At 37.5% G+C, this 26,047-nt stretch carries 11 protein-coding genes; all 11 read left to right on the top strand.

Annotated features, from left to right (window positions below; genetic code table 11):
- Window positions 1-127 precede the first annotated feature (127 nt).
- The 11 genes from Q0983_RS21135 (at window position 128) to Q0983_RS21085 (ending at window position 26,045) form a co-directional block, all read left to right on the top strand.
- Window positions 128-3,511 carry a TonB-dependent receptor gene (locus Q0983_RS21135; protein WP_299557367.1) on the top strand — a complete coding sequence of 1,128 codons (3,384 nt, stop codon included), beginning with the start codon at window positions 128-130 and terminating at the stop codon, window positions 3,509-3,511.
- A gap of 42 nt (window positions 3,512-3,553) precedes the next feature.
- A complete protein-coding gene (locus Q0983_RS21130; RefSeq protein WP_299557364.1) occupies window positions 3,554-5,134 on the top strand; it encodes a RagB/SusD family nutrient uptake outer membrane protein in 1,581 nt (526 codons plus the stop codon).
- A gap of 139 nt (window positions 5,135-5,273) precedes the next feature.
- Entirely contained in the window at window positions 5,274-8,684 is a 3,411-nt protein-coding gene (locus Q0983_RS21125; RefSeq protein ID WP_299557360.1) for an FG-GAP-like repeat-containing protein, read from the top strand.
- A gap of 613 nt (window positions 8,685-9,297) precedes the next feature.
- Window positions 9,298-10,674, top strand: a complete 1,377-nt coding sequence (locus Q0983_RS21120; RefSeq protein WP_299557357.1) for a Gfo/Idh/MocA family oxidoreductase — start codon at window positions 9,298-9,300, stop codon at window positions 10,672-10,674.
- A 35-nt stretch (window positions 10,675-10,709) separates the two neighbouring features.
- The gene (locus Q0983_RS21115; protein WP_299557354.1) at window positions 10,710-12,473 is read left to right on the top strand and encodes an SGNH/GDSL hydrolase family protein; all 1,764 of its coding nucleotides are present in this window, start codon (window positions 10,710-10,712) and stop codon (window positions 12,471-12,473) included.
- A 10-nt stretch (window positions 12,474-12,483) separates the two neighbouring features.
- The gene (locus tag Q0983_RS21110; protein ID WP_299557352.1) at window positions 12,484-15,765 is read left to right on the top strand and encodes a hypothetical protein; all 3,282 of its coding nucleotides are present in this window, start codon (window positions 12,484-12,486) and stop codon (window positions 15,763-15,765) included.
- 6 nt (window positions 15,766-15,771) lie between these two features.
- Entirely contained in the window at window positions 15,772-17,070 is a 1,299-nt protein-coding gene (locus Q0983_RS21105; protein WP_299557350.1) for an aryl-sulfate sulfotransferase, read from the top strand.
- Between the two features lie 22 nt (window positions 17,071-17,092).
- The gene (locus Q0983_RS21100; protein WP_299557348.1) at window positions 17,093-20,338 is read left to right on the top strand and encodes a hypothetical protein; all 3,246 of its coding nucleotides are present in this window, start codon (window positions 17,093-17,095) and stop codon (window positions 20,336-20,338) included.
- 53 nt (window positions 20,339-20,391) lie between these two features.
- Complete coding sequence (locus tag Q0983_RS21095) at window positions 20,392-22,029, top strand: beta-N-acetylhexosaminidase (protein WP_299557346.1); 1,638 nt, start codon at window positions 20,392-20,394, stop codon at window positions 22,027-22,029.
- Window positions 22,030-22,129: 100 nt separating this feature from the next.
- Entirely contained in the window at window positions 22,130-25,342 is a 3,213-nt protein-coding gene (locus Q0983_RS21090) for a hypothetical protein (RefSeq protein ID WP_299557345.1), read from the top strand.
- Window position 25,343: 1 nt separating this feature from the next.
- Window positions 25,344-26,045, top strand: coding sequence for a hypothetical protein (locus tag Q0983_RS21085; protein ID WP_299557343.1), 702 nt, complete (start codon window positions 25,344-25,346; stop codon window positions 26,043-26,045).
- Window positions 26,046-26,047: the final 2 nt, after the last annotated feature.

Raw genomic sequence — 26,047 nt, 5'->3', positions numbered from 1 at the left:
AACTTTAAATTTTACTAAAAAATCACTTTTCAAGAATAAAAAACCGGAAAATGCTGTCACATTTCCCGGTAATTGAAAGTGATTAACTAACAAAATTAGTCATTCACTATTTTAACACATTAAAAATATGAAAAAACTTCATGAAAGAAAAGGAGCGTATTGGCCTTTTCTGAAATTTGATTTAAAAATGAAATTAACCGTTTTATTTGTTTTCGCTTCTTTTTTCAGTATGCTTGCTAGTAACGGGTATTCGCAAGCTATAACTTTAGATGTTGAGAATACAACGGTTAGAAAAGTAATTGACAAGATCGAGGTTACATCCAAATATACATTTGTGTATAATACTAGATTTGTTGATTTGAATCGTAGAGTTTCTATAACCGTTGAGGATGTTCCTATTGAAACGGTTTTGAGCAAACTATTTGATGGAACAAAAACATCGTATGAATTGTTGAATACTCAAATTTTCTTAAAAGAGAGAAAAGTACCCGAAGAAAAATCTAAATCTGAGCCGTCAAACACCCCGATTCAAGGGCATGACATCATAGGAACTATAAAAGATACCAATGGTCAAGCACTTCCTGGAGCAAATATTATAGAGAAAGGTACCAGTAATGGTACTCAGACTGATTTTGATGGAAATTACTCATTATCACTTTCAGACCCAGAAGCAACAATTATTGTATCATTTATAGGGTTTTTAACCCAAGAGGTTGCTGTTAATGGCCAAACCAACATTGACGTTATATTACAAGAGGATGCTGCTAAATTAGATGAAGTAGTTTTAGTGGGTTATGGTACGCAAAAAGTAACTAACCTTACTGGAGCAGTCGCTGTAATTACCGAAGAAGCTTTAGAAGACAGAGCAGCTAATAATGTTTCTAATTTATTAGCGGGTACAGGGTCTGGTCTTACCATTACTAGTCCAGGAGGTAGCCCGGGTAACGATAATTCGTCAATTTCAATTAGGGGTGTCACTACATTTGGAGGAAGCAACGAACCGTTGATTATTGTAGATGGTATTGAGTCTACACTTGATAATATCGACCCTAATGATATAGAAAGTATGTCGGTATTAAAAGATGCATCTGCTTCAGCTATTTATGGAGTTAGAGGAGGAAACGGTGTTATTGTTATAAAAACCAAACGCGGTAAAAAAGGGCAGTTGACAATGAACTTCAATACATCCGTTGGCTTTCAAGAATTCACCTATTTGCCAAAATTCGGTAGCTCTTTTGATTATGCAACGTTAAGGAATGAGGCTTTGATAAATGATGGTGTGGTACCAGAATTTGATGCTGCTCAATTACAAGGATATCAAAACGGAACCCTGCCTAATGAAGATTGGTTGGGTGCAGTAACTTCAGAGGCGGGAGCCACGCACCGATATCATTTTTCATTGTCAGGAGGAACTGAAAAGTTTAATTATAATGCCTCTTTAGGTCATTTGGATACTGACGGGGTTATCCCCAATACTAATTATAAGCGCTATAATTTACGTTTAAACCTAGATCAACAAGTAAACGATAAACTTAATATTGCTTATAATTTGGCCTTGAGTAGAGGCAATACAAAAGAACCATCTATTTCTGCAAACAGTGTTTTCTTTATGGCTTATAGAGGGCTTCCAACAATCCCAATTCAAAATGCCGATGGGAATTATGTAGCAATCAATGAGGAGTATAATGCCGTTGCACAAGCTAGATTTGAAGGTGAAAAAATGCTAAAAAGAGATGACATCATTGGAAGTATTAAGGCAAGTTATGAAATTGTGAATGGATTGACTTTTACGAATATTTCTGGTATAACGCAGCGATATGAAGATGTAAATAATTGGCAAAAGTACCTGGAATTGTATCGGGTAACCGGCGAGTTTTCAAGAGCTTCTGTACCAGGTGTTAAAACGGAATCTTATACGCGACAAGATATCAATATTCAAAACTTTTTAAATTATGAAGGTACATTCGGAAAGCATAATGTAAAAGCTTTGTTAGGACATCATTCCATTCAATCGGAGGGCAAAAGAAAGCTAGTAAGTATAGATGGGCTTCCAGAAAATAACAGTTCCGATGAGATTGCACTAGGTGACCCGGAAACGTTAATTGCTACTAGTGGAATAGAAGAAAATGCTATAGAATCTTATTTTGGAAGAATCAACTATAATTTTGATGAAAAATACTTGATAGAAGCCAGTTTTAGACGTGATGCTACGTCTCGATTCGCACCAGAAAATAGATCCGAGTTTTTCCCTTCATTCTCTGTGGGTTGGAATCTAGGCAACGAAGCATTTTTTAAAGTTGATGCCATCAATACATTAAAATTAAGAGGGTCTTGGGGGCAATTAGGTAATCAAGAAATTACCAACTTAGCATTTGCTCCAGTTTATGTTAGGGGAAGAGACCTATGGCTAGGTGGTATTACGCAAAGTAGTTTAATAGAAGGAAGTTCTAACCCGGATTTAACTTGGGAAACTATTACTAAAACCAATATTGGATTAGACGCAAGCTTATTTAATTATAAACTTAATGTAACTGCAGATTATTTTATTGAAGATAGGGAAGACATCCTTGCTTTAGAGCAATTGCCTGGTACTTTAGGAGCAGAGGCACCATTAGCTAATGTTGGAGATTCCAATGCCGAAGGAATTGAAGCCAATATCACCTATAAAGGTACTATTGGAAACGATTTTAGATTTAGCACGAATTTTAACTTCACATATTTCACAAAAATACCTACTGTAAGTGGATTATCTGAAAATGCAGAAATTCCAGGAAGAAGTAACGGAGATCCAATATCCAATTTGTTTGGGTATGAAACTTTAGGATTGTTTCAAAGTGATGCTGAAATCGCAGCAGCTCCTGACCAATCGTTTTTTGGAGGTACGCCAGTTCCTGGTGATATAAGATATGTAGACCTAAATGGAGACGGGATTGTAGATGAAAACGATAGAACCTCGTTGGGAAGTTATTCGCCGCAATTACTTTATGGTTTTTCTTTAAACGCGAATTATAAAGGATTTGATTTTTCTGCACTATTCCAAGGCGCGGGAAAAGTGAATACCTTTTTTGATGTTATGGCTGCACACCCATTCGTAAGGGACGGGAAAGTTCAAGAAAGACACTTGGATCGTTGGACACCAACAAATACAGATGCAAGTTACCCTATTTTGCATGCCGTTAATAATGGAAGAAATGAAAACTTTGTTAATTCATTTTTTATATATAACGCCGCATATTTAAGGTTGAAAAACGTACAATTTGGATATTCATTGCCAAGTAGTGTAACCGATAAAATAGGCGTTGATAAATTACGAATTTACTTTAGTGGAGAGAATCTTTTAACATTTGTAAATTCTAAGTACCCTGAAGGTTTCGATCCTGAATCCCTTTCAACTTTTGCCAATAATGCAGCTTTTAATAATACGGATCCTGCACCTTTGAATGCTGCAAATACCGGATTTATATATCCGCAAACGAAAACCTATACATTTGGGGTTAACGTAGCATTTTAATGAGGTTGTATTTTTAAATTAATGTAATTAAGATTTTAGAATATGAAAAATATAAAATTAAAGAATAAATTTTTCGGCCTTGCGATGATTTTTGCAATGCTGATGACATCTTGTAGTGAAGATTTTCTTGATGTCACTCTTGATGATACAGTAAATGCTGAAACATTTTACGGCTCGGAAGCAGACGTTAAACTTGGTGTTGCTGGAGTTTATGAAATGCTTACTGATGTTAACTCCTTTCAGAGATATCAAATTATAGGACAAAGCCTTTGGACAGATGACATGTGGAAACAAAGTTTTATAGGCCCAGCCTTTGACTACGATGGGGTGGCTATTGGTACCCACTCTTCAGTTTCCAAACCCATTGTAGACATGTGGAATTACTTTTATACCATGATTCGTCGTGCTAACGACTTTTTGGAAGGTGTTGGAAATGCAGAGGCCAATGGCTCGCTTACCATGGATAGTGCTTTATTGCAACGTTATAAAAATGAAATACGTTTTTTAAGAGCCTATGCTTATCAGGAATTGGTTTTTCTATACGGTGATGTACCTTTTATTTTAACATCTCCAGGACCTGAAGAATTAAAAACTATTGGAAGAAGCCCAAGATTAGAAGTAATTGATTTTGTAATAAGCGAATTAGAGGATGTTAGTACTGCTCTACCAGCTGTTTATACGGGAGAAGATGTTGGCAGAATTACTAAAGGAGCCGCTTCAGCTTTATTAGGACGATTGCAATTATTTGAACAGGATTATGTTGCTTCAATTGCTGCATCCCAAGAGGTGATGTCTAATGGGCAATATGATCTGGAAACTAATTTTGGAGATATATTTTTGTTAAGTAACGAAAGTAACGAAGAGGTGATTTTTGATGCGCACCATCTACAAGTTATTTATACAAACTGGATAGCACAGTATACGCTTCCTTCCGTTTTAGGGGGATGGGGAGGTGGTACCATACCTAGTAAAAATTTAGTAGATGCCTTTGAAATGCAGGCTACAGGTTTGCCAATTACGGATCCTACTAGTGGCTACGACTCAAACAACCCATATGACGGGAGGGACCCTAGACTATCCAAGACCGTGGCTTACCCTGGGGCTGTGGTTGATGGAGAGACATTTGATGGTAGTGGTACTGCAACAGGTTTTTATAATGTAAAATACTTTGATCCGGAAGTAAGGGCAATTGGAGCTCCAGGTGTTTCTCAAAATTATATATTGATTCGCTTCGCTGAAGTGTTATTAAATTTTGCAGAGGCCTCTAACGAGTTATCAGGGCCTTCCTCAGATGTATATGATGCCATAAATAGAATTAGAAACAGGGCAGGGATGCCTGATTTACCAGTAGGATTGAGTCAATCTGAAATGCGAGAACGTATTCGTAATGAACGTCGCGTGGAATTGGCACTGGAAGGCGATCGTTTCTATAGTATACGTAGATGGGGTATAGCAGAGAATATTGTACCACAAGATATTCTAGGGGTTGATGAGCAAGGTAATACAATTGTAGCCAGTTCGCAGCGCGTATTTGATCCTGGCAAGGATTATCTATGGCCAATTCCTCAAAGTCAAATAGATTTAACAGAACCCGGTGTGACAACGCAAAACCCTGGATGGTAATGTTAAAACTGAGATTGAAACTCTTATGTATTTATCGTAAAAATAGATTGTTTTAGTTTAATTGAGTTAGTTTTAATTAAGAGTTTAGGGTTAAGAGTTTTTTATTCCTAAACTCTTTTTTTTATTTTAAATTTTAAAAATGAAAAAGTTCACTTATATACTTTTTGCAGTGCTAGTTGGTATTTTGAACTGTTCCAAATCCAAGTCAAAAATAGAAGTTTCAAAATCGATGGAAAACAAAACCTTTAAAAGGTTTACGATTCTTGCGCCTGGCAAAACGGGAATTTCATTTGTAAATCCTATTAAGGAGAGTATACAAATGAATGGACTTACCTATGAGTACTTATATAATGGGGGTGGTGTGGCTGTTGGGGATGTAAATAATGATGGACTTGTAGATATATTTTTTGTTTCCAGTTTAAAAGGCAATGAACTTTATTTAAATACCGGAGGACTTCAATTTAAAAACATAACCCAAATCTCTGCGGTTAAGGGGCAATATGGGTTTTCTACGGGTGCTACCATGGTTGATATTAACTATGACGGGAAACTGGATATTTATGTTTGCAAATCAGGCCGGTTTAATGACCCTAATAAACGTAAAAATGAACTGTATATAAATCAAGGTTTAAATAATCAGGGTATTCCTGTTTTTAGTGAGGAGGCTTCGAAATATCAATTGGACTTACCTCATAATTCAACCCAAGCAGCTTTTTTTGACTATGATAAGGATGGGGATTTGGATATGTTTTTATTAAACCATGGAATAGATCCGTTATACAGTACAAATATTAAGCAAATCCCTAAATTGTTAAATGAAGCATCCCAGAATCAAAGCGAACAACTTTATCGAAATGATGGTGGTAAATTTACGAATGTGAGTAAGCTATGTGGTATTACAAATAATGCTTTAAGTTTTGGTTTGGGCATAGCCATTGGAGATGTAAATAATGATGGTTGGCCTGATATATTAACCGGGCATGACTATTCTGAGAAAGATCATATGTACCTCAATCAGAAAAACGGGACTTTTAAAGAGGTAAGTCATCAAGCCATAAGGCATATGTCTAATTTCTCCATGGGAAATGATATAGCTGATTTTAATAATGACGGCTTATTGGATTTTATTTCTGTAGATATGGTGTCAGAATCAAGCTATGAAATAAAAACCAGTATGAGCGGTATGAACCCAGCAGAATTTTATCAACTGGTTGACTATGGCTTACATCATCAATACATGTTCAATACCCTTCAAATGAATAATGGGATATCGGAAAACCATGTGCCTTTGTTTTCCGATATTGCTCAATTGGCTGGAGTATCAAATACCGACTGGAGTTGGGGCCCCTTACTTTTTGACATGGATAATGATGGCTACAAAGATTTATTTGTTTCAAACGGTATTAAGAGAGACTTCAGGAATAATGACTTTAGGATATATAAAGAAAAAAGAACGAAACAGCACCTTAAAGAGCTTAAACAAACAAATAACCCAAAACTACTATTCGAAACCTATGTAAAAGATTTAATAGAGCGTATTCCAACAAGAAAAAAGAGCAATTTATTTTATACAAACAATGGCGATTTAACATTTACAAAGCAAAATACAGACTGGGGGTTAGATGTATTAACCAGTTCTACCGGTGCTGCTTATGCAGATTTAGATAACGATGGCGATTTGGATGTGGTTACCAATAATGTAGATGATTTTGCTTTTATCTATAGGAATAACACATTACAAACTTCAGACGGAAACAATTACCTGCAAATCCAATTAAAGGGTTCGGATAAGAACCCCGATGGCGTTGGAGCACGTGTTCAAATAAAATGTGGAAAACAACAGCAGGTAATAGAACAAAATTTAACAAGGGGCTTTCAATCTTCTATAAGCAGAAAGCTTCACTTTGGACTTGGTGAAAATACAGTTGTTGATACCTTGACTATTGTTTGGCCAGATGGAAAAGAACAAAAGCTTGTTAATCTTAAATCCAATACAACTTATGCACTGCATTATAAAGATGCGGAAAGAAAAGGAGAAGCAATCAATTCTGTAAAACCTATTTTTAAGGATATTACCAAGGCGCGCAAAATTACTTATAGACATAAAGAAAATACGTTTAATGATTTTAAACGTGAAATATTATTACCCCACAGAATGTCCCAATTTGGTCCTGCTGTGGCGACCGGCGATGTAAACAATGATGGACTGGACGATTTTTATGTAGGTGGAGCCTTGGGGTTTTCAGGAGCGTTATTTGTTCAAGAAGAAGACGGAACGTTTGCAAAATCCTCAACCAATAAAACATTATGGCATGAAGAAAAAATGTATGAGGATATAGATGCACTTTTCTTTGATGCAGATTTAGATGGCGATCAGGATTTATTTGTTGTAAGTGGTGGTAACGAGTACAATAATGGGGCTTTGGGCTTAGAGGATCGATTATACATTAATAATGGAAATGGTCTTTTTACTAAAGCGAGATCATTGCCAAAAGTGCGAACTAGCGGAGGTGTTGTTAAAGTGGCAGACTATGATAACGATGGCGATTTGGATGTGTTTGTTGGAGGTCGACAAACACCGTGCAAGTACCCATATCCATCAAGTTCGGTTATATATAGGAACGATAGCCATAATGGAGAAATTAAATTCGAAAATGTTACCAATAAAATAGCTCCAGATTTGGAAGCCTTGGGTATGGTAACCGATGTGAATTGGGTAGATGTTGATGGAGATTCAGATTTAGATATAGTGGCCGTTGGTGAATGGATGGCTATTACAGTATTTGAAAATAATGCCGGAACATATGCTTTAAAAAAAGAAACAGGATTGGAAAAGCATGTGGGGTGGTGGAATAGCATTTCAAGTGCCGATTTTGATGGCGATGGCGATATGGATTTTATTGCAGGGAATTTGGGACTCAATTACAAGTATAAAGCAACAGCTCAAGAACCCTTTGAAATTTACGCTAAAGATTTTGACGATAGTGGTTCTTTGGATATTGTTCTGGGCTATTATGATAGTGGGAGCCTGGTGCCATTAAGAGGAAGAGAATGCAGTTCCAATCAAATGCCTTTTGTTAAGGAAAAATTTAAAAGCTATGATTTGTTCGGAAAAGCGACCTTAACGGATGTGTATGGTCAGGAAAATTTAGAGGAGGCATTGCATTATCAAGCTACTAATTTTGCAACCTCTTATATTGAAAATTTGGGAGATGGAACATTTAACATACGCCCGTTGGAAAATAAGGCACAGCTATCCTCTATCAATACCATACAAATTGATGATTACAACCAGGATTCCTTTTTGGATATTTTAATAGCAGGAAATTTATATGGTGCAGAAGTAGAAACCCCAAGAAATGATGCAAGCTATGGACTATTACTAACAGGGGATGGAAGTGGGAACTTTAAAGCTGTAGAAATGTTTAAAAGTGCTATTTGTATTTCTGGTGATGTAAAACGAAGTGCACTTTTAAAATTAACAGATAATAAGCAAGGTATTCTGTTTGCTAAAAATCAGGGTAATCTACAGTTACTTACTTTAGAATAAATCGTTGTTAAATACATGGTTATCAAAGAATAATGGTGTAGTTCTGGTCTAGGGTTATATCAGTCTGTCTATTCTTGATTATATGAATTTTGATAAGTAATTATCAGAATCATGTCTTCGTATTAAAAAAATACCCAAAAAGCTAGGGTTGCTTTCTATTCTTGTGTTATAGTTATAGAGGATGATGAAAATACCTCAATTGAAGATAGGTAAACTTATAAGGACCGGTTCATTACTTAATATGATATAGTATAAGTGGTTAAAATAAGTAAGGGTTCTTAAATATAAGGTCATAATTCTTTGAATTAATAGCGTATCATCAAATTAAATAGTCGCGATTTTAACACGTTATAAAATGATTAAGCTTCGCACTAATTTAAATCAAGAGTGTCTACCGTATAAAGTATTTAAAACAGGAATAGCGGTTAAATTATGGGATAATAATCATAAAAAAGAAGACTACATATAATAGTGGTATAATATAACGGGTATAGTAATCATATAAAAAGAGACCTAAACTAAAAACTATAGATCAGTATCCATTTTGATTTGTATTAACAAAGAAACAACTTTCTGTTATGGAAGTACTGATACAATATTTAAATAAATAAAAATGAATAGAAGAGAACTCTTAAAAAATCTTGGTTTTGCTGCAGGTGCAACCATGTTGCCTAACATTTTGAAAGCTTCATCATTAGAAAAAGCAAATTGGACAACAAGTAAACACAGTATAAAACCCTTTAATTTAAAAAAGCCGGTATCGGTTATTATGATTGGTGCGGGGAACAGGGGAAATACCTATAGCGATTATAGATTACATTTTCCGGATCAGATGGATATTGTCGGGGTAGCTGAACCTGTAAAAGAAAGAAACAGCCGCTATGCAAAACGGCACGATATTTCGGACGAAAACAGATTTGAAACCTGGGAACAGGTCTTTGAACGTCCAAAATTTGCCGATGCCGTTATTATAGCAACACCAGATCAGTTGCACTATGCACCATGTATGAAAGCCTTGGAAATGGGTTACGATGTTCTATTGGAGAAACCCATTGCACCCACATTACAGGAATGTTTGGATATTCAGAAACTGGCCAATGAAAAAGGAAGAATCGTTGCTGTATGTCACGTATTGCGTTATGCACCTTACTTCATTGAGTTAAAAGAAATGATTGCCAAGGGAGCTGTAGGGGAATTGGTAAGTGTGGATCACTTCGAACCTATTGAGCGTGTACATATGTCCCACTCTTATGTGAGGGGAAATTGGCATAATTCAAAAACAAGTACCCCGATCATTATGGCAAAATCCTGTCATGATATGGATATCATGAGATGGTTAATAGACGAGCCTTGTGAGAGTATAGCAGCATATGGCGATTTAAAATGGTTTAAAGAAAAAAATGCACCCGAAGGAAGTACCAAGCGTTGTACCGATGGCTGTGCTGTTGAAGCAACATGTCCTTATTCCGCAAAACGGATTTACATGAGAGAAGGGCAGCATACCTATGTGTTTGATTTGCCAAAAGACAAATCGAAGCATCAGGATTATATCTTGGAAAAATTAAAAACTACCGATTACGGCCGATGTGTATACCGAATGGATAACGACCAACCCGATCATTATGTAACGTCCATGAGGTTTAAAACCGGAATCACGGCCAACTTTTCAATGGAGGCCTTTACCTCTTACCATGGTAGACGTACTAGAATTATGGGCTCCATGGGGGACATAGTAGGTGATATGGAAACATATACCTATACTGATTTTCAAACAGGTGAAATATTAAAAAGGAAAGTAGAAAGAGATCGTGGAGGCATATACGATGCCCATGGTGGTGGTGATTTGTTGTTGGTAAGAGATTGGTTAAATGCCGTATCAAATCAAGACGTATCCCTTTTAACCTCTAATATAGATGTGTCAGTAGAAAGTCATGTGATGTGTTTTAAAGCAGAAGACAGTAGACTGTGTAGAAAGATGGTGGACTTTTAATACTCAATAAATAAATGTCTCTATAAATTAATAAAATGGATAGTTTAAAAAAAATAGTGCTTGCATGTTTTCTTGTCCAAATGGGCTTTGCTCAGGAAGAAACATTGAAATGGTGGAATCCGGAGGACCACATGTTGTTTGTAGTAGAGGGGCAAGCATGGCCCAATGAGGTCAAGTCATACTTTGATAGACTACCGGAAAGGGCCGAGAAAACTGTAAGAAAGGCAGTTTGGGGTTTATCTAGACAACCAGCAGGGTTGTCCATTAGGTTTTGGACCAATGCAGAACGAATCCATGTAAAATACAAGGTGAAAACCGAGATTCATTATAAAAATATTTCCGCCTTAGGTGTGAGTGGCTTGGATTTATATAGTAAGTCGTATGATGGGGAATGGATGCGTGCATGGGGAGAATCCAATTTTGATTCTATTACCAATTGTGTCTTTAAAATTGATGATACATCCCAATTATACAAAGACTATGGAAAGGAATACCAGCTATATCTGCCACTTTTTAATCAGGTGGAATGGCTGGAAATAGGTATTCGACAACACTATTTTTTAGATCCATTGCCGGTAAGAAAAGAAAAGCCCATTGTTGCTTATGGTACGTCCATATGTCAAGGGGCTAATGCTTCGCGATCAGGTATGTCTTGGGCTAATATTCTAGGTAGAAAGTTGGAAAGACCATTAATCAATTTAGGATTTTCCGGTAATGGTAGGCTGGAACCTGAGATTATAGATCTTATGACAGAAATAGATGCCAAATTATACATTCTTGATTGTCTCCCCAATTTAAGTCCTAATAAAGATGATGTTTATAATCTGGTATTGCGTGCCGTTAAAAAAATAAGGAAAAAAAGAAAATCTGTACCAATTATAATAACAGCACATCAAGGGTTTTCTGATGGCCAGATAAATGCTAAGAATAAGAGGCATTCACAAATTCTAGACAAAGAACTTAAACGGGCTTTTGAAGCTTTAAAATCCGAGGGCGTTTCAAACCTATATCATATCCAAAATAAACAGTTTGGTTTTAGTATCGATTCTTATGCCGATTACGGTCATCCCAATGATTATGGCATGATGCAATATGCAAATGTATATGAAAAATTGATTAGGGAAATATTACATGAGCCGGTTGGACTTATAACCACTACCATACCCAAAACGCAAAGTAGGGATATAGCAACCTATAAATGGGAGGAAAGGCATGAAGACATCTTAGAGTTGAACAACACGAATCCACCAAAAATCTGCTTGTTTGGTGATTCCATTATTAATTTCTGGGGAGGCAAACCCTCTATTGCCACTTCTAATGGTACCGATTCCTGGAATCAAGTAATGAATCCCTTAGGCATAAGGAACTTTGGCTTTGGTTGGGATCGCATTGAAAATGTGCTCTGGCGAGTATATCATGACGAATTGGAAGGGTTCCAGGCAGAAAAAATAATATTAATGATTGGGGTAAACAATTTAGGTGTTGATGATGATGTAGAGATTACTGATGGTCTTGAACTGTTACTTGAGGCTATTAAGCAGAGGCAACCTAATAGTGATATCATATTAATGGGGCTTTTACCCACTGTGGGAAAAGAAGAACGCATTCTATCTCTGAATAGAAAAATAAGTCAATTGGCTGATAAATCAGGGGTGGTCTATAAGGATATTGGAGGCACTTTATTATCTGGAAAAGGAAAGGCCGATACCTCATTATTTACCGATGGCCTACATCCAAATGCTGAAGGTTATAACAAATTGGCAAAAGAATTTCAACAAGTTTTAAAAGAAAATAAATAACAAGTATTCAATGGACGTAATAGAACGGTTAAAACCGCAAAATAGTAAAACAGTGAACAATCAAAAGAACATGATTAGAAAGTTAAAATTGGTAACAATGGTTTTACCAACCATCGTATTGTTTTTAATGGCTTCCTGTGGTAAAGGACAATTGGCTAAACAGAGTGAATATATAGAACATCGCCATGTTATATTTAATGTAGAAGAAGGCTATGAGTTAAGTCCCGGAGATACCTTGGTAACTAAAGTGAATCTTGCTCAACAAGAGCATAAAATGAAAAGAAATATTAGAGTCACAGGATTTACCGTATTGCCAAAACAGTTTGGAAGGCGAGGAGAAAATAGATTTAGGGAATATTGCCAATTGGTAGATGACTATTTAGATGGACAGGACACCTATAAGGATGATTCTTATTCATTGGTTTACCTAGGAGAAAATGAAGCATTCGAAAAGAACGCATATTATAGATTGACCTATGATAAATTAAAACCATTTAAGGGAAAAAAAGTACAGGTTAACTTTCCGGTTAAAAGGGCCATTAAAGGATTTGGTTCTAAGGGCTTTTTAAAGTTAAGGCTACAGCTATACAAAAAGAAACAGGGGAGAGCTTTAGACGATATTTTTGATGATGCAGATGACATTTGGGAACTGGAAGTGCCCGCGGAAACATCAGATTGGGAAGTTTTATCTAAAGATTTTGTAGTGCCGGAAGATATTGCTTGTATTTTGGTTGAGATTGTTAGTCTGGATATGTCAGGTACTTGCAAAGTTGGAGCGCCTTGGTTTGAAGGAAAACATGGTGGATTGGATTTTTATAAATTCCAGCCCTACGTAAAAGATAAGGATCACGATAATTGGATAGGGGCCAATCTATCGTCCAAGGAATGGCCAGAGTTTGAGTTTGCTCTTAACGGAAAACCATTTTATACAGGAAAAGTATTTGATAGAGCTTCAGAAGTAGGGGAGTTCGATATCAATTTGCCAGAAGAATTACCTGCAGGTGAATATAAATTATCGGTACATTTATTGGATAGGGAAATACCCGCTAGCTTTCCTTTTATGTTAAAAGCCATAGAAGTACACAAAAACAGTGCTAGGGATTTTGAAGTGGTTTATGTGCCGGAGTATGTTGTTAAAAACGAAAAATTCGGAATTTTAATTGAGGTCAATAAACAGGATATTGAGTTATCTATTTCAGGAGACAAACAAATTACCCCGGTTTTAGAAGAGAAGATCTTTGTAGAAACAGGTTTACATGCATTGGTTTTCGAGGCAGGAGATTCAAGTCTTAACCAAATTATCAGTATTTCAAATGGCACCAATGAAGTCGTTAGTGCTGTAGGCCAAATTGTAAGTAAGAAAAAAGACGGGGTTTATCTCTCCACTGGGGACGATATTTATATCGGTAGGACCAAAGAGCAATGGAGTAAGTACCTTAAATGGCATATGCGAGAAGGTATGGGGAATTTATATTGTTGGAGACCCTCGCACCAATGGAGTGGCGCGAGAGATGCCGATCCAGAATTTTATAAATGGGCAACAGGCATATTGCAAGACCTGCAAATGCCTTATCCGCTGATGATGGAAGGTAGAACCATTGCGGGAAAAAATGTCAACCCCTCAATGGAAGTTATGGATAGTTCTTTTTTCTTGGGAAGACAATCGCATGAAGATGATGGTAGTTTCTATTATTGGGATCAATTTGTTTGGGAGGGATTGTACTCAGATTTAGCAGCTAAATTTAGACCATACGGTGGTATTTTTGCCAAAGCAAGGCCAATTAAAAGACCGGAACTGGAAGTGCCTTGTATCTACTACGATTTCTATGGGGCCAATAATATGGAAGAAGGCGCACAACAGTTTGTAAATAACTTAAGAGAATCAAGAGGCCAAAATACTAGACATACGGGACCATCAACCATGTTTCGCTATTTCTTTCAAGCGGGTTACGAATGGGTAGGAGCAGAACAAATGTATGGTCCTGAAGAATTGATTATGTCGTCATTAAGAGGCGCTAGTAAGGCTTATGGAACCAATGATTTTGGCACCCATTTAGCAACACAATGGGGAAGCCAACCTTTCAACGCAACAGACCATGCAAGACGTTTTTTCTTGTCTTTGGCCATCTCTTATATCCATGGCGCAACGAACATCAATACCGAAGAAGGAGTTTGGAATATGGAAGAAGGTATTGACAGGTATACCGATGCGGGGAAAGCACATATGAAAGCGCAAAAGGACTTATTGGATTATATACTAACGCATGAGCGTAGAGGAACTCCCGTAGCTTCGGTTGGCGTGTTGCAAGGAAGAAATGACGGTTGGAAAAGTTTTGATTTTAGGCATCAATCCAATACTTGGGGGCAAAAGAATAGTGATCAATGGAAGTATGGCGCACCAGAAGCTAGTTTTGATATGATTAAGACCTTCTACCCCAATTCAGAATTGGGAGAGATTACTTTACGTGCTCATGAGCCAAGGCTGCCAAAAGGTTATTATACGGCAACACCTTATGGTTTGGTCGATTTATTGCCTATAGAAGCCCCTCAAAATGTGTTGGATAGTTACGAGTCTATTGCCTTTTTAGGTTGGAATACCTTTGATGAGAAAGAGTTTGAACAATTGTTGGCCTTTGTTAAAAAAGGAGGAACTTTATTGCTAACCGGTAATCATGCCAATACCGAATTGAGACGAGATAAACCGACAAAATATCCTCAGGATGACAAGGTATTAGTAGAATTATTAGGAAAGGATTATAAAAACAAAAAAGCAGCTTACAGACGAAACGTAGGTAAGGGAGAAGTGATTTTTTACCCACAAAAGTTATATCCGGCAGAAGCACCTATTAAGGATAGCTACAATAATGATTTAAAACAGTTATGTGAAAACTCAATCGTTAATCAATTACCAAAGGGTTGGATTGAATCTGCTGAAAATATTGGGTTCGCGGCTTGGGATTGGGAAGATTCTAAAACCAGAACAATCTATGTGTTGAATATTGACTGGTGGACAGAAAACATTGCGCATCCTGCAACACTTAGAATAGGAGATGCAAAATTCCCAATCGATGTAAGACGCGATGTTATTGAGACGGTTATCATTTCTCAAGATATGGCCGTAATACCTCAGAATATGACCACAGATGTACTGAATATTTCAAAAACAGAGACAGGTTACGACGTTACGATACAGACTACTGGGAAAGATACCATTAAAACGTATCATGCCAAAAATGGAACACAATCTTATGAACTTGGGCATGCAGGAATTCATAAAATAAAAGTAGAATAATAATTTATGGAAAAGATGAAATGTTTTAAATACCTGCAAATTCTTTTTTTAGTCTCATTGGTTTCCTGTGAATCCAATACGAATGCTTCTAATGAAGAACCTCTAGTATTAACAGATGAAGTTGAGGTATATGTAGCAGACAAAATAGATAATAGTTTGGTTTTTGCAATCTATAATGGAGGCACAGAAGCCAAGTTATTGGACAAGAAAGGAAACGAACTTTACGAATGGGTTCTCGACGATAATTTAGGTAACGATTTGGAGTTGTTACCAGATGGACGGTTACTGGGAATGTTCAAAGCAGATATTCCTCAAATTACCTTTGGAGGTTTTGGGGGAAAAATAAAGATTGTCAACATTGATGGTACCATAGATTGGGAATTTGAATATAGTTCGTCAGACTATATTGCCCACCATGATGTTGAAATGTTGCCAAACGGAAATGTGCTTTTTATTGTATGGGAAAGAGTGGCAGCTTCTGAAGCGCAGGCATTGGGAATTAATGTTATAACCGATTTGTATACCGAAGCCTTGATTGAAGTTAATCCCAGTACCAATCAAATTGAATGGGAATGGCATAGTATAGATCATCTTGTTCAAGATGTAGATCCTAATTTGCCTAATTATGGGCAAATAGATGAAAACCCCCAATTGATAGATCATAGCTATGTCTTTAATAATAATGATTTGGTTGGTGATGATGGTGATATTATGCATGCCAATGGGATTGACTATGATGCCGTTAAGGATGTAATTTATCTTAGCGTTAATTTCTATGGAGAAGTATGGGTTATTGATCATAGTACAACCAAGGCAGAAGCGGCCTCTCATGCCGGTGGCAATTATGGTAAAGGAGGTGACTTGATTTACAGGTTTGGTAACCCTGGGGCATATAATAATACTCAAGGAGATCGAATGTTCTACAAGGTTCATTTTCCTAACCTGTTAGAAGGTAATGAACCCGGTTCAGGTAATGTATTGGTCTTTATGAATGGTACTAATGCAAACCAATCTACGGTTTATGAATTAAAAATGCCATCCAACTTCAACTTACAGACAAATCAAAACAACGAACCGGAAGTCGTTTGGAGTTTTACGGATCCTGATATGTACGTGGCCATTATTTCAGGTGCAGTTCGATTGGATAACGGAAATACATTGATATGTGAAGGCGATTTTGGGTTTTGGGAGGTGACCCCTCAAAATGAAGTGGTTTGGAAATACAACGGTGGTGGAGAACAAAAATACTGGAGAGCTTACAATTATTCATTTGGTGATTCGGCCATAACAAGTCTAGGTCTATAGAATCCTGAAAAACAATTTAAACATGATAAAGCAATATTATAGATTTATAATAGGTAGAAACCTATGCAAAATAGTATTTATAGGGTTGTTATTGGTCCTACTAATTTCCTGCAAAGAAAACAGCCAGAGCCTCCAAAGCCAATACACAGAACATCGTACGGTTGTATATGATACTATGAGGAAAGTACAACCAGGCCTGTATGATCCTACCGGACGTGTGCTAAACCCAGGAGAGAGCATACAAACAAGCTTTAGTTTATCTCCTCCTGACCATAAGATGAAAAGAAGCATTAGGGTCAAAGGGTCATCCGTATTGCCCGAGAGGTTCGGAAAGAAAGACGAAGTTTCCTTCCGTGAGCATCATTACCTAATAGATGACTATTTGGATGCAAATGATGGCTATAATGAAGCTTACGCCTTAGTATTTGAAGGCACTAATGAACCCTTTGAAAAAAATGCTTACTACAAATTAGAAGAGGATCGTTTAGCGAGATTTATTGGGAGCAAAATGCAGATTCAGTTTCCGGTTAAGCCCAGTATTGAAAGTTTTGGGAAAGATGGGTACTTCAAGTTAAGATTACAGCTATATAAGAAAAAAGAAGGCCAACATGTAGATGATATATTTGACGATGCGGACGATATATGGGAACTCAATGTGCCCGTTGGAAATTCAGATTGGCATGTGTTGTCAAAAGCATTTGAAATTCCTAATGATATTGCCTGTATTCTGGTTCAAATTACCAGTTTTAACATGTCAGGGATGTGTAAAGTAGGCACACCCAAGTTCAAAGGAAAAGATAAAAGTTTAGTTCTGAATCCCCTTCAACCCTTTGTTGGGAATCAGGATGATTGGATAGGCGAAAATTTATCCACAAAAGAATGGCCTGAATTCGAATTCTCTGTAGATGGTCAACCTTTTTATACAGGCAAAGTATTTGATAGGGCTTCAGGAATTAGTGAGTTTGATGTTAATCTACCTGAGTTATCGGCAGGAGATCATGAGTTGTCTATGAAGCTCATTGATCGCGGTGTTCCAGCGAGATTGTCATTTTTAGTGAAGACTATAGAGGTTCATGAAAATAGTGCCCGGGATTTTGAAGTGGTCTATGTCCCCAATATGGTCAGTTCCGATAAAGAGTTTGCAATTCTCATCGAAATAAATAAACCAGGAGTTCAATTAAGGATATCCGGTGACGAGCAGATTGTTCCTTTGGAAAATAAAAAAGCCTTTGAGGAGACAGGTTTATATTCCTTAGTTTTTGAAGCAGGAGCTCCTATAACCAATCAAAAAATCCGTGTTTCGGATGGTGCAAATGAAGTTGTTGGTAATATAAGGCAAATTCTAAAAAGGGATGATGATGGTGTTTTTATTTCCAATGGAGACGATATCTATATTGGGAGGAATAAAGAACAATTTGCCAAATATCTTAAATGGTACATGCGTGAAGGCGTTGGAAATTCATATTGCTGGAGGCCTTCCTATCAATGGAGTGGAGCAAGGGATGCGGATCCAGAGTTCTATAATTGGGCCTTAGGCTTGCTAAAGGATTTAAAGATGCCTTACTCGCTAATGACGGAAGGGAGAACTATTTCCGGGCGTAACATCAACCCGTCCGCTGAGATTATGGATAGCCCACTTTTTATGGGTAAACAATCACACGAAGATGATGGTTGTTTCAATTATTGGTTGCACTTTAAATATGAGGGGCTTTATTCCGATTTAGCTGCCAAATTTAGACCCTACGGAGGGATTTTTGCCAAGTCAAGGCTCATTTATACAGAGGGCGGTCCTCATGTCTTTTTTGATCCCTACGGTGTAAAAGATATGGCAGACGGAGCTAAAACATTTGTGAATAACTTAAGTAAGGCTAGGGGGCCAAGCATAAGGCATACCGGCCCTTCTACGCTGTTTCGCTATTTCCTGCAGGCAGGCTACGATTGGGTAGGGGCAGAACAAATGTATAGTGCAGAAGAAGTGACCATGTCATCACTTAGAGGAGCTTCCAAAGCCTATGGTAAAAAGGATTTTGGTACACATTTAGCGACACAATGGGGTACAGAACCCTTCAATAAAACAGAACATGCCACCAGATTGTTTTTGTCCTTAGCTGTTTCTTACATTCACGGTGCTACACATATTAATACCGAGGATGGTCTTTGGAATATTGAAGCAGGAACAGATCGGTATAGTCCCGAAGGGAAAGCGCATATTAAACGCCAAAGAAATTTATTACATTACATTCAAACACATGAACGTAGAGGAAATCTGGTGGCTCCTATTGCCATTATCCAGGGAAGAAATGATAGCTGGAGATGCATAAACAAAACAGGGACAGTTTGGTCTCAACAAGGCGATGAATGGGCCATGGGAGCAGCAGATGATAGTTATGATTTAATCAAGACGTACTACCCCAATTCCGTCCTTGATTATATACAAATGCTTAAGCATGAACCCAGAACACAAAAAGGGTGGTATACCGCTACACCATACGGATTAGTGGATTTGTTGCCGATAGAAGCCCCTCAAGATGTACTTGATGATTATGAGGCTATAATCTTTTTGGGTTGGAATACCTATCAAGAAGCCGATTTTGAGAAACTGCTTTCCTATGTAAAGAAGGGTAAGACCTTACTCCTTACAGGAAACCATATAAATACCGAGTTAATGCCTAATCGCCCAACTCAATATCCCAAAAAAGATGGGGTATTGTTTGAATTATTAGGGCCAGATTACAAAAATAAAAAGAAGCCATACCGAAACCGCGTAGGAAAGGGAGAAGTGATATTCTATCCCCAAAAGTTATATCCAGCCGAATCACCGATCAGAAATCAGTATGAGCAGGATATGAAGGAAATAGGAGAAAAGGTTGTAAACAACCAACTGGAAAAAGGTTGGATTGAAGCGGCAGAGAACATAGAATTTGCAGTATGGCATGATGAAGCTACTAACATAAGAACGATTTACTTATTGAATATAGATTGGTGGAGTGCTCAAACATCGCACCCGGCTAGCCTTATTATAGGGGATACCAAGTTTCCATTAAATAGTATAAGGCGCGATGTATTAGAAACAGTAACCATTTTTCAGGAGGTAGCTGTTATGCCAGAAAGCATGACTACCGGTATTTTGGATATCTCTAAAACAGAACAGGGATACGAAATTACAATACAGACAACGGAAAAAGACGTTCTTAGCGTATACCACAAGCAAAAAGGCATCCAAAATTATGAATTGGAAAATGCCGGTATTCATAAAATAAAAATTTAGTAATCTATGATTATGAAGCAGTAAAATTCAATCTATAAATAAGACGAAGAACTATGAGACTTTTACTTATCGTGCTATCTGCCTATTTATTGAACATTACAAATGTGAAGGCACAAGGCATTAACATTATTCCACGTCCCCAAAAGATAACCATAGGGGTGGATTCATTTGTGCTTAACCGTCAGGTCAAAATCAACTATGTGCCTGAAAGTAAAAAATCAGCGTTGTATTTGCAAAAGCAATTTAAAGAATTATTGGGAGGTTCACTAGAGTTGGTAGAAACAAAGAAACCTAAAGCCAATGGTATTCAATTCAAATACATAAAAGACCTTTCGAAGGAAGGCTATAAGCTTATTGTTTCCAAAAACAACATTCAAATCTGGGCATCAAATGGAACAGGTTGGTTTTATGGTGTTCAAAGTTTGATACAATTATTATCTAACGGTACAAATCCAATTGACGATGTTTCTTCATTAACGGTTCCTAGTCTCATAATCCAGGATACACCGAGGTTTCCATGGCGCGCATTTATGCTTGACGAATCCCGCCATTTTAAGGGGATGGATCAGGTAAAAAAGTTATTGGGTGAAATGGCCTATTTGAAAATGAATGTGTTTCATTGGCATTTGGTGGATGATCAGGGGTGGAGAATAGAAATCAAAAAATACCCGCTCCTTACAGAAATAGGGGCAGAACGCAGTAGTACCCAAGTTGGCCCATTAAAATGGAATAGCCCCATTCAAACAGGAGAAGCTCATAAAGGTTTTTATACGCAGGAACAAATTAAAGAAATAGTCCAATATGCGGCCGAGAGGCATATAACAGTAGTACCAGAAATTGAAATGCCAGGACACTCCAGTGCCGCGATAGCTTCGTATAGCTGGTTGGGAACCACCAAAAAAGAAACGAATGTACCGGTTAGATTTGGAATTGGAGCCGGTACAGATGTATATGATGTAAGCAATTCAAGGGTATATCAATTTCTTACAGATGTTCTCGACGAAGTGATGGCATTATTTCCTTCTCAGGTTATTCACATTGGAGGAGATGAAGTGGAATACTCTTATTGGAAATCATCCAGGTCTGTAGCAAAATATATGGATGAAAGAGGACTACAGACACCAGCAGAACTACAAATTCATTTTACAAACAGCATATCCCAATATTTAAAAAGTAAGGGTAGAAGAATGATGGGATGGAATGACATATTGGGAGATAATATTCATGATTATCAAGATGAAGAAGATACCAAATCTAATCAAGAACTTGCGCCAGGAACTGTGGTGCATTTTTGGAAAGGAGATATAGCTTTGGCTACAAAAGCAGTAAGTGATGGATTTGAAATTGTTAATTCATTACATTCAGAAACGTATCTCGATTATGCTTATGACAACATAGACTTAGCAAGGGCATACGCCTTTGACCCCATTCCAAAAGGGCTTGATAAAGCATACCATCCTCAAGTAATAGGTACTGGTTGCCAGATGTGGACAGAATGGACTCCCACCATTGGACAAATGCACTATCAGATATTTCCTAGAATTGCCGCCTATGCTGAGGTAGGGTGGACAGAACTAAAACACAAGAATTATAACAATTTTAAAGTGGCCCTAAAAGGACTGGAACAGCGTTGGGGACAAAAGGGAATCCGTTATGCACCTAGAGCTTTTGTTGAAAAGAAAACGGAGTAGTTAGATTTATTATAAAGGCCATGATTTGCAATAAGAATATTTTAGAAGACAGGCATTAAAAGAATGGGCGGTCTTAAAATACCATATAAATAGATACAAAATGAGCTATGGATTATTTATGAAACGAACTATTAAGATTACTGCAATATTTGCTTACCTACTAGTATTTCTGGTAACTTCCTGTGCAAAAAAAACAACAATTCAGAGTCAGTATAAGGAGTGCCGCAGCGTTGTATTTGATACAACTGGTTATGTATTGAATCCAGGAGATAAGTTAAATGTTATATTCAATTTACCTGTTAATGAGCATAAAGTAAAGCGACGGATGAGGGTTACAGGCGCATCCATACTTCCCGAAATATTTAACCCCAGAAGTGAGGTAACATTCAGGAACCATTGTTACCATATCGACGATTATTTGAGTCAAGAAGATACATATTCAAAAGATGATTACGCTCTGATATTTGCAGGAAAAAATGAATCTTTTGAGAAGAATGCCTATTACAGACTATCCCAAAACCAATTAACCAAATTTAAAGGCAAAAAGGTTCAGGTGCAATTTCCAGTAAAACGAGAGATTAAAGGCTTTGGCACAACAGGTTTTTTTAAGTTAAGACTTCAATTGTATAAGGAGAAATTAGGTAGGGCATTAGATGATATTTTTGATGAAGCAGACCAGGTATGGGAACTTAATGTCCCGGAAGGTGAATCCGATTGGGAAGTCATAACTAAGGATTTTGAGATACCTGAAGATATCGCGTGCATCTTAGTACAAATTATAAGTTTGAATATGTCTGGGGAATGCAAGGTAGGAACACCATCTTTTAAATCTGTGGACGAAGTACTTAGATGCTACCCTATTCAGCCCTATAAAACAAATACTAAGGGTCAAGAAAATTGGATAGGGGAAAACCTATCTTCTAAGGAATGGCCGGAATTTGAATTTGCCATTAATGGAAAACCTTTTTTTATTGGAAAAATATTTGACAGAGCTTCGGAGGTTGGGGAGTTTGATGTGAATCTTCCGGAATTGCCATTGGGCGATTACGAATTGTCAATGAAACTATTGGATAGGTTTCCCGCCAAATACCCATTTCTACTTAAAACTATCGAGATACACGAAAATAGTGCTCGTGATTTTGAGGTAGTTTATATTCCAAAATTTGTTTCAAATAATAGCCCATTTGGAATTTTAATAGAAACCAATAAACCGCATGTGGAACTTATTATATCAGGGGATAAGCATATAGATCCGGTTGTGCACAAAAAAGAATTTGTTCAGACAGGACTGCATGCGCTGGTTTTTAATGCAGGTGATGCTAGTTTAAATCAAAAGATTCGTATTTCCGATGGCACTAACGAAGCGGTCGAATCAATAAAGCAAATCATTAATAAAAAAGATGATGGTGTTTATATTTCTACAGGAGACGATATTTATATTTCCAGATCAAAAGAGCAATGGGGTAAATACTTAAAATGGCACATGCGTGAAGGTATTGGGAATTCCTATTGTTGGAGACCATCCTATCAATGGAGCGGTGCCAGGGGTGCCGATCCCGAATTTTATTCATGGGCAGTTAATTTACTTCAAGGTTTGCAGATGCCGTATGCACTCATGACCGAGGGAAGAACCATTCCCGGAAGAAATATCAACCCATCGGATGAGGTTATAGATAGCCCTTTTTATATGGGAAGACAGGCACATGAAGATGATGGTAGTTTTTATTATTGGGAGCATTTTAAACACGAGGGATTGTATTCCGATTTGGCAGCAAAATTCAGGCCCTACGGAGGCATATTTGCTAAGGCGCGACCAATTCACACCAATAATAGCACCTTTGTTCACTATGATCCTTATGGGGTAAAAGACATGGCAGACGGAGCCAAGACTTTTGTTGAAAACCTCAGTAAAGCGAGAGGATCTAGTACAAGACATACAGGGCCGTCTACATTATTTCGATATTTCTTTCAGGCGGGCTATGAGTGGGTAGGAGCAGAGCAGATGTATGGCCCAGAAGAGGTAATCATGTCCTCTATAAGAGGGGCCTGTAAAGCATACAATAAAAAAGATTTTGGAACCCATTTGGCATTACAATGGGCAAATTACCCTTTCAATGATACCGATCATACCAGAAGGTTCTTTTTATCCCTCGCCATATCCTATATTCATGGTGCTACCCATATTAACACCGAGGAAGGCGTGTGGAATGTGGAGTCGGGAGAAGATAGGTTTAGCATAGAAGGGAAAGCCCATATAAAGAAGCAAAGCGATTTGTTGTACTATATTCAAACCCATGAGCGTAGAGGTCGTCCCGTTGCTCCAATCGCTGTAATCCAAGGGAGAAATGATGCCTGGAAAAGTTTTATGAGAAGCAATGCTTGGTCCCAGAAGGGGGACGAGTGGGAATTTGGAGCGCCAGAGGAGGGTTTTGATTTGCTTAAAGCGTTTTACCCAAATTCCGTGATGGATCATGTTTACCTATTAAAAGATGAACCAAGACGTCCTAAGGGATTTTACACAGCAACGCCATACGGCTTGGTGGATTTATTGCCAATTGAAGCACCTCAGGAGGTGCTCGATGACTATGGGGCGCTAGCTTTTCTGGGATGGAATAGCTATCAGAAAGATGATTTTGAACGCATGCTTGCATTTGTTAAAAAGGGAAAAACATTATTGCTTACAGGAAACCACATCAATACTGAGTTAAAGAGGAATCGTCCAACCCAATATCCTGAAGACGATAAGGTGTTAATTGAACTTTTAGGATCGGATTATAAAACCAAGAAATCCCCATATAGACATAAAGTTGGAAAAGGAGAGGTAATTTTTTATCCACAAAAATTATATCCTGCCGAGTCGCCGATCAGGAATGAGTACGTCCAAGATTTAAAAAATATAGGTAAGGCTGCGATAGCGAACCAATGGCAAAATGGTTGGGTCGAAGCGGCAGATAATATTGAATTTGCAGCTTGGGATTGGGACGATGGCGAAACGAGAACAATCTACCTGCTAAATATTGACTGGTGGAGTGAAAAGGTTTCACATTCTGCAAACCTGAGAATCGGAGATACAAAATTTCCGTTAGACGTAAGACGGGATGTTCTAGAAACGGTTACAGTTTTTCAGGACATTGCTTTGAGACCACAAAATATGACAACAGATGTATTGGATATTTCCAATACAGAAGGCGGGTATGAAATTACGGTACAAACCACAAAAGCGGAGAACCTTGAAGTGTACCATAAACAAAAAGGCACCCAAAATTATACATTGGAAAGTACAGGTATTCATAAAATAAAAATTAATAATTAGTATGAAACGTATAAAATTAAATCTTAATCTATTTGTATTGATGGTAGTGCCTATGGTGACTTTCAATATACAGTTGCAAGCTCAAGACTATCCGCTGGTTTACGAAAATAATTTTGAAGATGGACAAAACATGCATGGTTTCGAGTTTACCGATGCTACCGCTTGGAGGTTGTCGGATACCTTGAACAATAAGTCCCTGGAATTGTTTAACTTGAGTAAATATGAATTGCCTGTTAGCTCCCCATTCAATATAGGGGTTTTAACTCAAATTAAAGTGGGGAGTTTTGTACTTGAAGTGGATGTTAAACAGACAAGTAGGGAATATCCGCATAGGGATATCTGTTTGTTCTTTAACGTGAAAGATCCCACGAATTATTATTACGTACACATCTCATCCGTTGCAGATCCCCATGCCCATAGCATCTTTCTAGTTAATGATGAGCCACAAACTAACATAACCTCTAAAGTATCAAAAGGAGTTGCATGGGGAAATAACTGGCATAAAGTCAGAATTGAACGCGATGTAAAAGTTGGAATGATTAAGGTATTCTTTGATGACATGAGTATGCCTATCATGGAAGCGGTAGATAAACATTTTGATCAAGGGTTTATAGGGTTTGGGTCTTTTGATGATACGGGTATGTTTGATAACATTAAGATTTGGGGAGAAAGCGTTAAGGAATCGGGTAAATTTTTTAAATAAGT

The organism is Seonamhaeicola sp., from assembly GCF_028281565.1.
In the GTDB taxonomy this organism is placed as follows: Bacteria; Bacteroidota; Bacteroidia; order Flavobacteriales; family Flavobacteriaceae; genus Seonamhaeicola.
This window is presented reverse-complemented; position numbering and strand designations above follow the sequence as displayed.

Excerpts from the sequence above, each read along its gene's own strand:
- Q0983_RS21135 (WP_299557367.1), top strand. The coding sequence starts at position 128 with ATGAAAAAACTTCATGAAAGAAAAGGAGCGTATTGGCCTTTTCTGAAA.
- Q0983_RS21130 (WP_299557364.1), top strand. The coding sequence starts at position 3,554 with ATGAAAAATATAAAATTAAAGAATAAATTTTTCGGCCTTGCGATGATT.
- Q0983_RS21125 (WP_299557360.1), top strand. The coding sequence starts at position 5,274 with ATGAAAAAGTTCACTTATATACTTTTTGCAGTGCTAGTTGGTATTTTG.
- Q0983_RS21120 (WP_299557357.1), top strand. The coding sequence starts at position 9,298 with ATGAATAGAAGAGAACTCTTAAAAAATCTTGGTTTTGCTGCAGGTGCA.
- Q0983_RS21115 (WP_299557354.1), top strand. The coding sequence starts at position 10,710 with ATGGATAGTTTAAAAAAAATAGTGCTTGCATGTTTTCTTGTCCAAATG.
- Q0983_RS21110 (WP_299557352.1), top strand. The coding sequence starts at position 12,484 with ATGGACGTAATAGAACGGTTAAAACCGCAAAATAGTAAAACAGTGAAC.
- Q0983_RS21105 (WP_299557350.1), top strand. The coding sequence starts at position 15,772 with ATGGAAAAGATGAAATGTTTTAAATACCTGCAAATTCTTTTTTTAGTC.
- Q0983_RS21100 (WP_299557348.1), top strand. The coding sequence starts at position 17,093 with ATGATAAAGCAATATTATAGATTTATAATAGGTAGAAACCTATGCAAA.
- Q0983_RS21095 (WP_299557346.1), top strand. The coding sequence starts at position 20,392 with ATGAGACTTTTACTTATCGTGCTATCTGCCTATTTATTGAACATTACA.
- Q0983_RS21090 (WP_299557345.1), top strand. The coding sequence starts at position 22,130 with ATGAGCTATGGATTATTTATGAAACGAACTATTAAGATTACTGCAATA.
- Q0983_RS21085 (WP_299557343.1), top strand. The coding sequence starts at position 25,344 with ATGAAACGTATAAAATTAAATCTTAATCTATTTGTATTGATGGTAGTG.